General features: G+C 42.0%; 14 protein-coding genes. 3 read left to right on the top strand and 11 right to left on the bottom strand.

The window, feature by feature from the left end:
* Positions 1 to 121: 121 nt before the first annotated feature.
* The 4 genes from H140_RS0102180 to H140_RS0102165 all read right to left on the bottom strand — a co-directional run bounded on the left by H140_RS0102180 (position 122) and on the right by H140_RS0102165 (position 3,042).
* Positions 122 to 1,036, bottom strand: coding sequence for a hypothetical protein (locus H140_RS0102180; RefSeq protein ID WP_019672019.1), 915 nt, complete (start codon positions 1,034 to 1,036; stop codon positions 122 to 124).
* A gap of 229 nt (positions 1,037 to 1,265) precedes the next feature.
* Positions 1,266 to 1,793, bottom strand: coding sequence for a peroxiredoxin (locus H140_RS0102175; RefSeq protein ID WP_019672018.1), 528 nt, complete (start codon positions 1,791 to 1,793; stop codon positions 1,266 to 1,268).
* Positions 1,794 to 2,183: 390 nt separating this feature from the next.
* On the bottom strand, positions 2,184 to 2,543 hold the full coding sequence (locus H140_RS0102170) for a nuclear transport factor 2 family protein (protein WP_019672017.1): 360 nt from the start codon (positions 2,541 to 2,543) through the stop codon (positions 2,184 to 2,186).
* A gap of 58 nt (positions 2,544 to 2,601) precedes the next feature.
* Positions 2,602 to 3,042 (bottom strand): hypothetical protein, encoded by a 441-nt coding sequence (locus H140_RS0102165; RefSeq protein ID WP_019672016.1) that lies wholly within the window; start codon positions 3,040 to 3,042, stop codon positions 2,602 to 2,604.
* A 400-nt stretch (positions 3,043 to 3,442) separates the two neighbouring features.
* Here H140_RS0102165 and H140_RS0102160 point away from each other — a divergent pair, with 400 nt between their 5' ends.
* A complete protein-coding gene (locus H140_RS0102160; RefSeq protein ID WP_019672015.1) occupies positions 3,443 to 4,168 on the top strand; it encodes a 3'-5' exonuclease in 726 nt (241 codons plus the stop codon).
* Positions 4,169 to 4,186: 18 nt separating this feature from the next.
* Here H140_RS0102160 and H140_RS0102155 read toward each other — a convergent pair whose 3' ends face one another.
* The 5 genes from H140_RS0102155 to H140_RS0102135 form a co-directional block, all read right to left on the bottom strand.
* The gene (locus tag H140_RS0102155; protein ID WP_019672014.1) at positions 4,187 to 6,127 is read right to left on the bottom strand and encodes a DUF4178 domain-containing protein; all 1,941 of its coding nucleotides are present in this window, start codon (positions 6,125 to 6,127) and stop codon (positions 4,187 to 4,189) included.
* Between the two features lie 9 nt (positions 6,128 to 6,136).
* Positions 6,137 to 7,180, bottom strand: coding sequence for an SPFH domain-containing protein (locus tag H140_RS0102150; protein WP_019672013.1), 1,044 nt, complete (start codon positions 7,178 to 7,180; stop codon positions 6,137 to 6,139).
* A 76-nt stretch (positions 7,181 to 7,256) separates the two neighbouring features.
* Positions 7,257 to 7,664 carry a DUF350 domain-containing protein gene (locus H140_RS0102145; protein ID WP_019672012.1) on the bottom strand — a complete coding sequence of 136 codons (408 nt, stop codon included), beginning with the start codon at positions 7,662 to 7,664 and terminating at the stop codon, positions 7,257 to 7,259.
* Positions 7,665 to 7,974: 310 nt separating this feature from the next.
* Positions 7,975 to 8,475 (bottom strand): S-adenosylmethionine decarboxylase family protein, encoded by a 501-nt coding sequence (locus H140_RS0102140; RefSeq protein WP_019672011.1) that lies wholly within the window; start codon positions 8,473 to 8,475, stop codon positions 7,975 to 7,977.
* 76 nt (positions 8,476 to 8,551) lie between these two features.
* Positions 8,552 to 10,210 carry a spermidine synthase gene (locus H140_RS0102135; protein WP_019672010.1) on the bottom strand — a complete coding sequence of 553 codons (1,659 nt, stop codon included), beginning with the start codon at positions 10,208 to 10,210 and terminating at the stop codon, positions 8,552 to 8,554.
* An 80-nt stretch (positions 10,211 to 10,290) separates the two neighbouring features.
* On the opposite strand from H140_RS0102135, the gene H140_RS16470 reads away from it, so the two are divergent.
* Positions 10,291 to 10,413, top strand: a complete 123-nt coding sequence (locus H140_RS16470) for a pentapeptide repeat-containing protein (RefSeq protein WP_083932631.1) — start codon at positions 10,291 to 10,293, stop codon at positions 10,411 to 10,413.
* Here the strand turns inward: H140_RS16470 and msrAB are convergent.
* Together msrAB and H140_RS0102125 are read right to left on the bottom strand one after the other, a co-directional pair.
* A complete protein-coding gene (gene msrAB / locus H140_RS0102130) occupies positions 10,377 to 12,137 on the bottom strand; it encodes a bifunctional peptide-methionine (S)-S-oxide reductase MsrA/peptide-methionine (R)-S-oxide reductase MsrB (protein WP_019672009.1) in 1,761 nt (586 codons plus the stop codon). The two genes, H140_RS16470 and msrAB, sit on opposite strands and share 37 nt — an antisense overlap.
* A gap of 204 nt (positions 12,138 to 12,341) precedes the next feature.
* The gene (locus tag H140_RS0102125; protein WP_019672008.1) at positions 12,342 to 13,331 is read right to left on the bottom strand and encodes a LysR family transcriptional regulator; all 990 of its coding nucleotides are present in this window, start codon (positions 13,329 to 13,331) and stop codon (positions 12,342 to 12,344) included.
* Positions 13,332 to 13,860: 529 nt separating this feature from the next.
* Between H140_RS0102125 and H140_RS0102120 the strand changes: the two genes are divergently transcribed.
* Complete coding sequence (locus H140_RS0102120) at positions 13,861 to 15,444, top strand: isocitrate lyase (protein ID WP_019672007.1); 1,584 nt, start codon at positions 13,861 to 13,863, stop codon at positions 15,442 to 15,444.
* The last annotated feature ends 91 nt before the right edge of the window (positions 15,445 to 15,535 follow it).

Raw genomic sequence — 15,535 nt, 5'->3', positions numbered from 1 at the left:
AAAAGCTAATTTATGGTTTTAATCTTAGCGCTGGCTAATGTTTAAGCTCAACTAATAGTTACGCTCAATAGTAAGGGGTAAGCCTGCGTGGTGCAACACTCAATTACAAACACTGCCACACTCACCCTGCTCGATGACGCTTAACCATATACTTACCCAGCAGCGGTAAACAAAACGCAGGCAACTGATACGCACCCAATAAGGGCAAAAACAAAGCGCCCATAAAAGGCACTGTGATGGTATACGCAAGCAATACATTGCGTCCACCACACACTATCGCTGCCACAATGGCATTTTCATAACCAAAGCGGCGATAGACAAAGTAGGCACCAAAATAAAAAAATACTGCCAAACCAGAGCTAAGCGCCAATAAGGATAACGCCTCCCAAGGATTATTATCAAATGTCTGGCGGAACCCTGCCATCAGCCCCAATGGGAATAAAAGCAGCAGCAAAATATTAAACTGAGCAATTTTTGGATAATAACGTGCCAAAGTAGCCGGTGCAATAAGGCGGCGCACCACCACCGCGAGCAGCATCGGCATGACAATGTAGATCAGTAAGCGCTTGATATAAGTTATCAAATCCAAGTGGGCGTCTGTGTCACCCAATACCCACAACACGATTAACAAAGTCGCTGGCATTACCAAGGTAGCGGCGATGGTTTTTGCCATTGCCAACAGCGCATCAAACCCCACCGCATTGACCAGCGCACCACTGCCGAATAATGGCGCTGTGGCCGCCAAGCCCGCTATCGCCAGCAGCAAGTCACCACGCACCCCGATCAGATAAGCAATAACCACCAACAATAGACTCATGCCAGCACTTTGCAGCACCGCAAAAATCCAGACATAGCGACTGACGATACGCTTTAATAGTGTGTGTTGATCGATACCCAATAAGGTAAAGAACATCAAAAAGAACAGCACTTCTGGCAAATACGCCAAGATCAGATTGGATAAGCTGGGTGAGATAAAGCCGACAACCGCGCACAGTGGCATGATTAACGTGCTATGACGCGCAACAAAACGAAGCATGGACTCCCTTCCCTTGTGTAAAGGTTAAAAAACGGCTTACTTTATTAAGTTCAACAGTTTGCAATCATACCACCAAAATCATCATAGACAAAAAGCCAACCCTACCAAAACACCACTGTTAAAAAATAATCTTTACCCAATCCATTAACCACAAAAAAACTGCACCGCCTTCATATAAAAGCGGTGCAGTTTGACAGAGTAATAACAACCTTAGACTAGGTTCGTTAAGTTACTTCTGGCTTTTTAGGTACTCTAGCATAGTATCTGCGTCTGATACTTCAAATGGGTCAGTTGGGCAATTGTCTTCGAAGCCTGGCTCGACAAACATTTTTTTGATTTCTTTGTTGTCAACCAGCATTGAATAGCGCCATGAGCGTAGACCAAAGCCTAGGTTACTTTTTTCAACCAACATACCCATTTTACGAGTGAACTCGCCATTACCATCAGGTAGCAAGAATACTTTTTTACGGCCCTGTTTGATACCCCACTGGTACATCACAAAGGCATCGTTAACAGAGACACAGACGATCTCGTCAACGCCTAGCGCTTTAAATTCATCATAGAGCTCTTCGTAACGTGGTAAGTGACTGGTTGAACAGGTTGGCGTGAATGCACCTGGTAGTGAGAATACCACTACTTTTTTATTGGCAAATAGTTCATCTGTGGTTAGGTCATACCATTTGAATGGGTTTTCACCACCGATAGACTCATCACGTACACGAGTTTTGAATGTAACGTTAGGAACATGAGTAAGCATTATGCTCTCCTTTTTGTTGTTGGTTATTGTGCTTTTAATTAACGTACCGTTGTGTTCGTCTTTATTGTAACAATTATTCCAATCTTTGTTCAAACGTTTCGAGTTATGTTTTGGAATAAACTACCATCCTCATACCCTATTTTCAGTCATTCAGCTAAATAACTGTAAGAACTTTATTAGGTATAGGTATAGGTATAGGCATATAGATATAAGCATAGATATAAGCATATAGATACCTCACTCCCAACTTACTTACAATCCAATCTTACAATCCAATGTAGTCTGGTGCTTTTAACCCAACGAAACGTATTTTTTAAGCTAATATGCTGGGCTAAAGCCATAGCCTACGCAAAGAGTTAAGAGTGGGGTATATAGATATCGAGACTGGTATTAAAATGCCGTACCCTGATACATCAAAAACTTATAAGTATCACCCTGTTTACGCCAAATTGACACCGCTCTATTTTGCAAGCTCAATGGCTCATTATCCGCTAATAACTGCAAATACAAATCACCCGTAGCCATAACATAATTGCCCATATCTATGACCTTATCTATTTCAAAACGTATGTCTTGATAATTATAATAACCGAGCTTTAACTTTTTCAAATAAGAGTCTAAATCATCAATTTTGCCACTACTATGCACATAGCGTAGCTCAGGGTCACATAGTTCAGCAAACGCATCATACTCTTTATTAATCAGAAAGTTAAAACGTTGCTGTTCAAGTTCGTTAATTCTTTGTAGCATTTTTCCCTCCAACATGCCTGTCTTAAACTTAGTAAATTAGACACTTTTAGCTTTATTCTCAAGACTTCTTAAAGTCATCAGCATAGACAATAAAATCCTCATAGACACTCTTAAAGCTCATGTTTTGTTGTTTTGCAATTAGCCTTAACGGGGAGCTAAAGGCCAGTGCTTTTCTAACTACAAAAAAAATAAGACCAATAGCAAATGCAAAAAATACAACAGTTACTGCAAGCAATAGCTGTTGTCTTTGTGGTGTATTAAATAAAATATTGGCGCCTAAATAAATAATAATACTGATAATACCGACAATGCGGGCAACTTTATTGACCCTTTGGTAGTCATAATAAGCAGCTAAAGTCTTCGCCAACTTAGTATCTGACATCAGTTGCTCAAGATAACATTTTGCTTCACCATTATTTGCTTGATGGCTATTTGTTTGACTCTTGTTAGAATGATGATGCGCTTGCGGTTTTTGTTTTTGTTGTTTAGCATTCGCCATGACCCTATCCTTAAATTTATCTGACTGGGTTTAATTTTTATACGTCACTTATTATTACTTTTGATACGATGTGTTTTTATCTGATTGGTTTGTACGACTGGCTGGCCAACTATTAATTTATAATTATTAATCATAGCTATCTGTTTAGTAATAATATATATCATTTAGATGGTTATAAAAAGTTAAATTTTATACCCTGATGGATTTTGCTACAAATAGTTAACTTATATTACATGCCCCTTTGATTTTTTGATCTATTCTTAGTTTTTAATAAGTTAATATCGGCTGTTTAATCAGCTTGACCCCATGCTGCTAACTGCCAGTATCGAACACTGGTGTTGATGCTTTAATTTTTGCTAAGAAGTTGTTATTCTGTCATTTTCTTTCAAGGCTGATACCAATGACCAGTTATATATTAGACACAGAAACCACAGGACTCAATGAGCCACACATGACAGAGGCGGCCTACTCCATTGTTGATATTAATAATGAGGGCAAAGTGGTTGTGTTGCAACAACCCAGATCCAAACGTTTTAATCCATTAAAACCCATCAGCTTAGGTGCGATGGCGACCTCACACATTTGTGATGAAGATGTGGCGCATGAGCCACCGCATACCGACTTTAGACTGCCAAGTAAGGTTGAATATTTGATTGGTCATAACATTGATTATGACATGCAGGTGCTCAAAAATGCTGGTGTCACCCACACGCCAAAGCTGATTTGCACCAAAGCCATGTCCAATTACTTATTGCCTACGTTAGACAGTCACACCTTGGTCGCTCTACTGTATTATTTTCACCCTCAAGTTGCCCGTGAGCAAGCCAAAGAGGCGCATGCCGCCATTTATGATATTTATTTTACGCAGCTGGTTTTAGATAGTTTGATACAGCTAGCCATCAATCAAGGGCATCAAATCACTGATATAGCAAGCCTATATCAATTTAGTGAAGTGGCACGTATTCCAACTCACTTTAGCTTTGGTAAGCATAAAGGCGAAGCAATTGCTGAGGTGGCTGCCAGTGCCGATGGCGCAGGTTATTTAAAATGGCTGATAAATCAAGAAAATATTGACCCGTATTTGGCACGAGCCTGCCAGCAAGCCCTCGATGCCAATGGCGAATAACAATTAAACGCTTATCCCCTATTTATGTGAGCCGCCAGAGCTATAACCTGTACGGCCACTTCTACCACTATCACTGCCATTATTATTACCACCACCCAACCCCCCTGGCAGGATAATAATGCCACCACCACGTGAGCTGTCAGCTTCTTGAGTATGATCAGAGTCACTATTTGGTCCTGTAACCGAAGGTGATGCCGCATTACCAATAATCACGCTAAGCAGTGCTGACAGTACAATCACGATAACTGCAAAGCCTTGAATGCCAGCGCTATGATAATGAAAAGGACCAACTGCCGTCCCCATAGCAACCTTATCTTTAGCGCGTTCACTGCTTCTAAAATAGACTAAATAAATGATAATCGCACCAATAATGGCAACAATCAAAGACCCATTGAAGATAAAATAAATAATCGCTTGCAAAAGCAGTTGCCATAACAACATTTTCTTCAGGCTGCCAGTTTGCAAAAAGACATCGCTAGCGCTCTGGCTATTAGGTTGGGTTAAATAAGAGCCAAACCACTGCTGTATCTTGCTGTCGTCAACAGGCTTAGCATGCGTATAGGTAATCTCACGTTCGGTCTGCTCTGAGGTAATCAGCTCTTTGCCACTGACATAATCTATCAGCAAATCACTGTCGCCAGTTTTCACCTGCCAGTTAAAAGCACCGACAGCATAGACCACACGATTGTGATAACCAGAATCTACTTGCCGCCACTGCTTGTCGTTATAAAGCAGACGCCCCGATTCAGCGATTGGCATTTCACTCAATACCCGTGCAAGATACCAGCCACTTGATTCTTCGGACAACCACAAAAAGCCATCGCTTAGGCTATATAACAGATACTCCGTCCAAGAGGCGTACTCACCCACCTCATTTAAACGCATAATACCGATGACCACATAATCATGGTAACTGCGGGCGGTCAGTCTGGCGTGTTTTTCGGCTTCGGTTAACGCCACTTCGCTGACGTCAATCACATCAGCGCTATCAATACGCGCCTTCGCACCTAGCGGTAAACTGGCATCAAAGTGCTGCATCGCTGAATGCATTCGCACCACTTCAGCTTTATTGCCGGTTAGTTGTACCTCGCTGTGGCAACTTGGACAAAACAAGAACTCGGTCGCACCTTGCACATAAGGTATGGGGCTACCACAGTTGGGACAGTCAAGGTTGGTAATCACCATCTGTGTTTGATCTGTGCTTGAGCCACTGCCTGCTTGGTTAACCTGCTCACTGATTTGAGCTGACTCTTGCAGCATCTGCATCGACAACTGATCGAGCTGTACCACTTGCCCTTGATAGACAATTGGTGCATGCTGTGGGCCTTGCTGCGCATAATCTAAACTGATAAAGGCACGTTGAAACTGAGCGTCAATCCCCCACGTTTGCCAGCCTGCACCCATCACAAACGGCAGCTCACCCTCACCTGCAATGGCGGTGGCTTCTCGTTTATCACTGACTAGATACGGAGTGCCTTGATAGGTAATCGTGTCGGTAATGCGCAGCGCATCATAGGCTGGCAAATCTGTCATTTCACCTGCGCCCAGCGTTAGGCTATATTGACCTAACGCTTCAGCAAGCCAACCATTGCGCCCATCAGCAAATTGCAGATACCACTCATTCCAGACGCCTTGGCTATAACGCAGCTGCACCCGTCCAATCACCGCAAAGTCAGTACCATCAAAGCGACCGACACTGCCAATTTGTAATGGCGAATAATCTTCAATGGTCAGCGACTGTTTGCCTTGCGCCTTTAACGCATCGCCATCACGCAAGACAGTGCTGTGACAGTATTCACATACTGCCATCACAGATCCAGGTGAAGCAAACTCAACTGGCGCACCACAAGAAGGACAAGCGGCACTGAACGTCAGCGCCTCAAAGTTACTGGGTAGCTTTGGCTTTATCGGCTGATTTGAGCCAGATGCGCCGTTGGATGGGTGGTTGTTATCTATCATTGCGTCCTATCATTGCGTCAATTGCGTTAAGATCTTGGTTTTGGCCTCATCATAATCTGCCTGACTGATCAAGCCTTGATCTAGTAGGCCTTTTAATTGGCTTAGCTTAGCAGTAAAGTCAGTGGCGCTCTCAGTTGCGGCTGGTTGTGGTTGTTGCTGCTGAGCTTGTGGCTGTGCTGTCTGAGCTTGTGGCTGACCTGATGCCATCGCTTCACTCATCACTTGCCCCATATTCATACCAACACCAAGACCAGCGCCAACCCCTGCCATACCGCCTTCATTTTTGGCCGCATGCTGAATGGCTTCTGCCGTTTGAAAACGAGTATAGGCATCCATATCACCAATCATGCCCATCGAGATGCGCTTGTCTAAAGTTTGCTGTAATGTCTCAGGTAGCGAAACGTTTTCTACTACAAAAGAAGTCAGCTCCAACCCATAATTAGCAAAATCAAGCTGTAATGACTTTTTAACCTCATCTGCCATCAAACCCTGATTGGCAGCCAAGTCAATAAAAGCAACCTCACTTTGACCCAAACCAGAAGCCAAGTTCGAGACAATTAAATTACGTAATTGTGGCTCAATTTGCTCAGCATGGTAGTGCTCATTTATCCCTGTGATGCTTTGATAAAACTGTGCTACGTCATTAATTTTGTAGCTATACATACCAAAGGCACGCAGACGTACCATCCCAAATTCAGCATCACGTACCGTTACTGGCTGCGTGGTGCCCCACTTTCGTCCTTGCTGTAAGCGGGTACTAAAAAAAAGCACGTCTGATTTAAACGGAGAGTCAAATCCCATCCGCCAGTTTTTTAGGTTGGTCATCAGTGGCAAGGTTTGCGTGGTTAGAGTATAGCTTCCTGCACCAAACACATCAGCAATTTGACCTTCATTAATAAAGACCGCAACCTGCCCATCACGCACGGTTAAACTAGCACCGTTTTGAATCTCATTATCTGCCATCGGAAATTTCCACATCAGGAGGTTATCATCCTGCCAGTCCCATTCAATGACGTCAATAAACTGCTTTTTAATAAAATTTCTAAGACCCATGATGTTATCCTTTTTTTATAAAAACTGTGTTGTAAATGTTGTATTTAAAGTGTTATAAACTCTGTTCTGATAGACTCTACGATAAAATACCAGCATTGATAATCCCCAGTACTAAGCCGCTAATGCCAATCAATCCACCGACTGCTAGATTATTCCTCTTAATATGTCCAGGCACATCACCAATGATGGAGAGCATAATAAAGTAGCCAACAATTTGTACCACCATCGCCACCGCACTCCAGATTAAAAATGCGATAAAACCAGTATGATAAATAGCGCTGGCTGCCAAAGTCAGGGAAAACCCGATAATAGTACCACCGAAACTTAACGCTGCTGCCCCTGATCCTTTGCGAATTAGATCAATATCATTGTAAGGGGTGATTGCCATATAGATAATGGAAAATAAAAGCAACATCACCACGCCGCCGCCAAAGTAGATGACATAATAAAGTAGCTCAGTCTGCAAACCTACGAAATGTTGCATATAGGATTTCCTAATTTTTTTGGATAATTTAAAACGATGTTTTTTGATTGTAATACCAAATTTGAAAATTAAGATATCGAGGAAAACGAGTGCAAACGCTACAAGTAGTAGGTTTAGCGAGTTTAACAAAGATAGATTATTTTTCAGAAAAGGTATAATCATAAACTGTCTATGTTCCAGACAGCTTAACACTGCTTTTCTGACATAAGCAACCTTATATCAACACCTTAAATTTGCAAATCTATTAAGAACAGTAACGGTTTTCTCTACTCTTGTTCTGTATGCAAATCTTAATCTACTTGATATAACCCTAGTCATAATCAGCTGCGGACAATTGATGCTGACGTATCACCTGCTGACTATGATACTGCGCAGGCGCAAAGATATTTAGACAAGCGGTAAATAAAGCTTCTGCCTTATCACTATTGTCTTCGGTCACATTGCATACATACACATCCAAGGTAACCGTCTGTTGCTCACCCCACGTATGCAAGCACAGATGCGATTCGGCCAACAGTAAGGTTAAAGTAACGCCACTGCTTTGCGTCTGGCTGGCTCGTTCTACTGCATCTTTTTCTATATTTTCTGAGTCTAAAGGCTGAAATTCATGCGCTGCGTGACCGACCAAAGTGAGTCCTTCCTTTGCCACTGCTTGGATAAGCGTATCAAGCAGGGGTTGAGTTTGGGTAAGTAGCTCTGGCACACACTGGCATTGCCAAAATTCAGCCAAGATGTGCTTACCATTTAACTGACTTCTGGCATCTAAAGGTATTGAGGCTAATTTGGCTGGTTTGGATTGGCTATTTAACATTGTTTCACTTAAAGGTTAGCGTATCTGCTTAAACAGAGGTTTTCTGTGACTTATTCAAATGAGATGTTTTTGCAAGCTACTCATCAGACCAGTCTTGTAAATAATAATGTACCAAAATCTGTCGATCTAACGTATTGGGCTCAACCTCAATGGGCTGCATATCTGGCGCAAAAACAAACATTTCACGACTAACCTCTGGCGTTAAATAGCGCACTGGCACCTCATACTTGGTTGGTGGTACAAACTTCTTGCCTACACTGGCGACAATAAATCCCCATTCACCAAAAGAGGGCACATAAGTATGATAAGGGGTGGTCTTAAAACCAGCCAGCTGCAAGGTTTTATTAATCGACCAAAAAGAGCGTGGTGCATAATAAGGCGAGGTTGATTGTACCACTACCAGCCCTTCAGCGTTAAGATGCTGTGCAACTAAATGATACATAGACTCAGAGTATAGTTTAGCTAGGCTATATTGTGAAGGATCTGGTAAATCTATGATAATGGCATCAAATTGGGCAGCTGCCTCACTGTCCAGATTGCCCTCAAGCCATTTGTAAGCATCGGCATTAATCACCTTTACTTTTGGATTATTTAATGCATTATTATTAAGCTGTTTAAAACGGGGCGCATTGGCAAAAAACTCGGTCATTTTTGGGTCTAAATCAACCAAGGTAATCTTCTTAACCGTGTCATACTTTAACAGCTCACGCGCCGCCATCCCATCACCACCACCTAATATGAGCACATCTAATGCGGGTTTGGCAGCACTAACGCTTTGATGCAACTGCTGCATAATTGGATGTACCAAGGCTTCATGGTAACGATATTCATCACGAGTAGAAAACTGCAAATTACCATTTAGAAATAACTGTAAATGACCACTTTTTTCGGTCACTACCAAACGCTGATAAGGCGAGTTGGTAGCAAAAACAACAGGTGCTCTAAATATTTTTTGTTCCGATAAACCCACTAAGCGATCAGCAAATAACAAGCCAGCAAGTAAAATCAATAGGGCAACTAACACACGACTAATAAGCCCTGCTCTTATTTTGGCAGGTGTTGGCTGCTGCTCATTTTTGCTCAGCCTTTGTACGTTTTGCTCAGCCATATTCAGTTTGGTCATATTCGGCTTAGCTACATTGATAGCCACTTTGGGATAAAAGTGCCATGCCGTCCAGCCAGCTACCAGTACATTTAAAATACCAAATAGCACCGCAGATCTGGCCAAGCCCAACATCGGCGCCAACACCAAAGGGAACAGCAAGGACACCACCAGCGCCCCTAAGTAATCAAAGGTGAGCACCTTGCTGACCAACTGGTGAAACGCCTGCTGTTGCGAGTTTAAAATACGCATCACCAACGGAATTTCCATTCCCACCAAGGTACCAATACAAATAACCAACGCATATAAAATGGTCTTAAAAGTCGGTAACCATGCAAAGGCTAAAAATAAGAATATAGCAGACAGCCCACCGATTAATCCGACCAATACCTCAATTTCAATAAAGCGTTGTAACACTTTATCCTCAGGTACATATTGCGATAGATGCGAGCCAATACCCATCGCAAATAGATAAGTGCCAATAATGGTCGAAAATTGCAACACAGAGTCGCCAAGCACATAGCTTGCCAGTGCCCCAGCAATCAGCTCATAAGCCAGACCGCAGGAGGCAACGATAAATACCGACAATACCAACAATGAGTCGGTTTGTAACCGCTTAAACGACAGCTTCATAACGTATTCATAACTTACTATTTTATTCTTATTATCAGGTTGATAGCTATCAGGTTAATAGTTATTAGACTGGTTGCTATTTGACTTATTGCTATTTGACTGGTTGCTATTTGACTGGTTGCTATTTGACTGGTTGCTATTTGACTGGTTGCTATTTGACTGGTTGCTATTTGACCTTAACTTGGTCAACAAACACACCATAACCAGATTGCGGCATCTTATCCACTGGAATAAACTGCAACGCACCGCCATTAATGCAATAACGTAGCCCAGTTTTGTCTTTTGGACCATCATTAAACACATGACCTAAGTGCGAGTCTGCCACTCGTGAGCGTACTTCGGTGCGTAACATATTATACGCATTATCCTCATGCTCGGTAATGACCTCAGGCGCTATCGGCTGCCAAAAGCTTGGCCAGCCACAGCCTGAATCATACTTATGGGTTGATAAAAATAACGGCTCACCGCTGACCACATCAACATAGATACCTGGCGCAAACAGATGATCATACTCATGACTAAAGGCACGTTCTGTACCTGCCTTTTGGGTAATCTCATATTGCGACTTGGTTAGGGTGTTTTTTAACGCATTTTTGTCAAAATTGGCATAGCGCTTGGGATCTAACGCTTCAGCAACTGTCTTCGCTGGTGCCAGTTTAACAGCTTTGCTACTGGGTTGAATCTTATCATTGGCCAAGCTGATATCAATATGACAGTAGCCATTTGGATTTTTGGCTAAGTAATCTTGATGATACTCTTCGGCTAACGAAAAGTTTTGTAAGGGCTTGTTTTCAACCACAATCGGCTTACTATAATTCGATGCTAAAGACTGCAATGCGCTATCAATGACCGCTTGATCAGCAGGATCTGTGTAATAAATACCAGTACGATACTGCACGCCCCTATCATTACCTTGTTTGTTGAGACTGGTCGGGTCAACCACACGCAGATAGTATTTTAAGACAGTATCTAAGTCTATTTTATCGGCATCATAAATGACTTTGACCGTTTCAGCATGACCTGAGCCAGCTATCACTTGCTCATAGCTGGGATCTGGATATTTAGAATCACCATTGGCGTAGCCAGATATGGCATCTACCACTCCATCAACTCGTTCCATATACGCTTCTAACCCCCAAAAGCAGCCACCAGCAAGATAAATTGTCTTGGTGTTTATCGGTGCCCCATCTGAGTTGTAATATACCCCATTTTTTTGGCTACCTTTATCTGATGTGGCCGTGGCTTGTTCTGATATGGCTTGCTCAGGTTTGGCAGTACTATTTTTTAGCGCAATAAAGTCATTACCAGCATTTTCTGCCAAGGCATAGGCTTGCTCTGTGGTCAAGTTACCCTTAATTAAACGTACCAAATTACCTTGCGTATCCAGTATTGCCCAACTTGGATAGACCTGAACTCCTAGCTGCTTAATTAAATTGCCTGAAGTATCGGTTAAGACAGGTAGCTTAGGATAATCGCTCTGTACGCCAGCATACCACTGGATAAACTCTACTCCCTGTTGTTCATTTAGATGACCAGGACTGGCAACTGTAATCACGTTAAGTCCAGTAAAAGCTGCGTCTTGACGCCAACTTTCTGTTTCTTCAAGTGTACCCAAACATAACGGACACCAACTGGCCCAAAACTTAACCAAGGTCGGTTTGGTTGGATCTAGAACGTCAGCCCCTGTATTACCTAACCCTTGGGTCAATTGTGGTAATGCGTTTAACTGATTTAGCACCTCTGTTGGCAGCATCTCACGACTACTTTTGCCACTATTGGCAGTTTGGGTGCTAGGCGTTGGTTGCCTATCTGAATTGACATTACCGCAAGCCGGCAATAGGCTGGCGCTAAGCATCATAACCGCTGTAAGCACAGTCAAGCTTTTAACTTTGGTAAGTATAGCTATTGACGAATTGGAGTGGATCATACTTGTTGTACCTTATTTATGTAGAATTTTGTTGGTGTGATCTTGTTGGTGTAAATTCATATAACCACCGTTTTTTAGGTTATTTTTTAGAGCCTATTTTTTTAGATACAGTTGTTTAAATACATCTGTAATGGCTATTATTTTAAGACAACTGTTTGTATATCTTGTCTATCATAAAAAAATATACAATAAAAAAACTGACATCTAAAACAAATGACTAATCACTGGTGCTTCCTCTACATTTTGCTGTTCATCAGCAACCACTTGCCGCGCTACATGCATAATTAATTGACGAAGCCAGCGGTGAGCTGGATGGTGTTGTAATAAAGGCGACCATGCCATGGTTAATTCAAACTCTGGAATAAAAAATGGTGGGTCTTTTAAAATAATCCTGTCATTATTCGCCTGCATACGTGCAACTCGTGTTGGCAAAGTGGCTATCAAGTCTTTATTTGCAGCCAACATAGCAGGCATTTGATAATGACGGGTAAAGACGCTAATTTGACGCTTTTGCCCTAGACGCTGCAACGCTTGGTCAATAGAACCAAGGCCTCCTGACTTGTCTGGATTAACCCCAAAACCTACGCCCATGCCTGTTTTTGAAACCCAAACATGCTGTGCCTTCAGATAATTTTTAAGATTAAAGCGATTGGCATAAGGGCTTTCAGCAGATAAAAGGCAACTAAAGGTATCTCGCCAAACTAAAACTTGGTGAAAGCTTTGCGGAATTTCATTAAAACGGTTAATCGCCAAATCCACCCGTCCCTGCTCCATATCACGATAAGACACATCCGATGGGGTTAAAAAATCTAAAATGACATTAGGTGCTTCTGATCGCAATGCTTTAACCAAACGGGGGACTAAAGTAGCCTCTGCATAGTCGGAGGTCATAATCCTAAATACACGAGATGTACTATAAGGCCTAAACTCTGTTCTAGGCTCTAACAACTGAGCCAGCTCTGCTAAAATTTCACGTATTCGTGGCTGTAACTCCAACGCACGTTCAGTTGGGGTCATGCCTTCTGAAGATCGAACTAACAAAGGGTCATTAAATAACTTACGCAACCGGCGCAAAATATTACTCATAGCAGGCTGGGTTATTCCTAATTGCTCTGCTGCCCTAGTAACATTTTTTTCACGTAATAATACGTCTAAATTTACTAATAAATTTAAATCGACCCGTTGTAAATTCATAATTCTCTCTGACTTTTGTATTTAATATTTGTAATGGTTTGGTAATTTTATTGGCTTATTATTGATTATGTTATCGTTGTCTATGATACATTTAATTTATGCTTAATTATGACCACTTAAAATCATCTTAATATTTATTTTTCATGCTATCTTAGTAGTAGATAAGCCGCTAAAAACAGCGTTAAACCCTGATGTTTATTATACTATAATTTAAATAAATACCCAAGATAACCATCATAAACTAGATAAATCTGATAAATATAGTTATAGTGATTAGCAACTGTTAAGGGCATAGTAGTCACACACTAACAATTATGATTGAATTTATTGGACTTAGAACAACTAATAAATAGAAAAACATTCATAAAATATATAGCAACTTTCCCTAAAAATACCGAGATGAACTACCTAGTAGTATCCCCTCGTATTCATGAGTGAAATAAGGTTGTCTTAGTACGAATTATACTTACTTTCCATCACTAAGACCCATTTATTTTACCCAACCCATCCTCAATCAAGGAGACAATTGATGTCAACTTATAAATCAGCTATTGACCATATCCGTGAAATCAAAGCAAAACATGGCAACTGGAAAAACATCAGTGAAGCTGATGCCGCTCGTATGATGGTTCAAAACCGCTTTAAAACTGGTCTTGATATTGCAAAATACACAGCTGCCATCATGCGTAAAGATATGGCAGAGTATGATGCCGACCACTCTAAGTACACTCAGTCTCTTGGTGCATGGCATGGCTTTATTGCCCAGCAAACAATGTACGCTAAGAAAAAATACTTTGGTACAACTGATAAAACCTACATCTACCTATCAGGCTGGATGGTAGCTGCCCTTCGCTCAGAACTTGGCCCACTACCTGACCAATCAATGCACGAAAAAACCACTGTACCAGCGCTTATCGAAGAGATATACACCTTCTTACGTCAAGCAGATGCCAAAGTGCTAAACGACTACTTCCGTGAGCTTAACGCTGCAAAAGAAGCTGGCCAAGATACTGCGGCTATCGAAGAAAAAATCAACAACTTTGAATCACACGTTGTGCCAATCATCGCTGACATCGATGCAGGCTTTGGTAACGAAGAAGCTACTTACTTGCTAACAAAAGCAATGATCGAAGCGGGTGCTTGTGCCATCCAGATCGAAAACCAAGTATCTGACGCTAAACAGTGTGGTCACCAAGCAGGTAAAGTAACTGTACCTCACGAAGACTTCATCTCTAAGCTAAACGCTATCCGTTATGCTTTCTTAGAGCTTGGTGTTGACGATGGCGTTATCGTTGCCCGTACTGACTCTGAAGGTGCATCACTAACACAAAAAATCCCAGTATCCGAAAAACCAGGCGACCTAGCTTCACAGTACATCGACTTTATCGATGTTGAAGAAATCGACATCGCTGATGCTAAAGAAAATGATGTCTTACTAAAACGTGATGGCAAACTGGTTCGTCCTAAACGTCTAGCTAATGGTCTATATCAGTTCCGTGAAGAAACTAACATTGACCGCGTTGTTCTTGACTGTGTGACTGCGCTAGAAAACGGTGCTGACCTACTGTGGATCGAAACTCCAACGCCAGATGTTGAACACATCAAAATGATGGTAGATCGCATTAAAGAAAAACGCCCAGAAGCGAAGCTAGTATACAACAACAGCCCATCGTTCAACTGGACGCTAAACTTCCGTAAGCAAGTTATCGCTAAGTGGGAAGAAGAAGGCAAAGATATCTCAGCATACGACAAGAACAACTTGATGAGTGCTGACTATGACGGTACTGAACTTGACGCTGCTGCTGACCAAGCTGCGAAAAACTTCCAGAAAGATGCGTCACGTGAAGCCGGTGTATTCCATCACTTAATCACGCTACCAACTTACCACACCACTGCGCTAAGCGTTCATGAGCTAGCCAAAGGTTACTTCGGTGAAGACGGTATGCTTGCTTATGCTGCTGGCGTACAACGTAAAGAAATCCGTGAAGGTATCGCTTGCGTTAAGCACCAAGCAATGGCTGGTTCTGACTTAGGTGACGATCACAAAGAGATCTTCTCTGGTGAAAATGCACTTAAAGCTGGCGGTGAGAAAAACACAATGAACCAGTTCTAAGAACGCTTTATAAAACATTCTTAGTTCATCATTGAACACAAAATCGCTCTAACTTCGGTTAGGGCGATTTTTTGTTTAAGGCGCGTCTTCA

The organism is Psychrobacter lutiphocae DSM 21542, assembly GCF_000382145.1.
GTDB lineage: Bacteria > Pseudomonadota > Gammaproteobacteria > Pseudomonadales > Moraxellaceae > Psychrobacter > Psychrobacter lutiphocae.
This window is presented reverse-complemented; position numbering and strand designations above follow the sequence as displayed.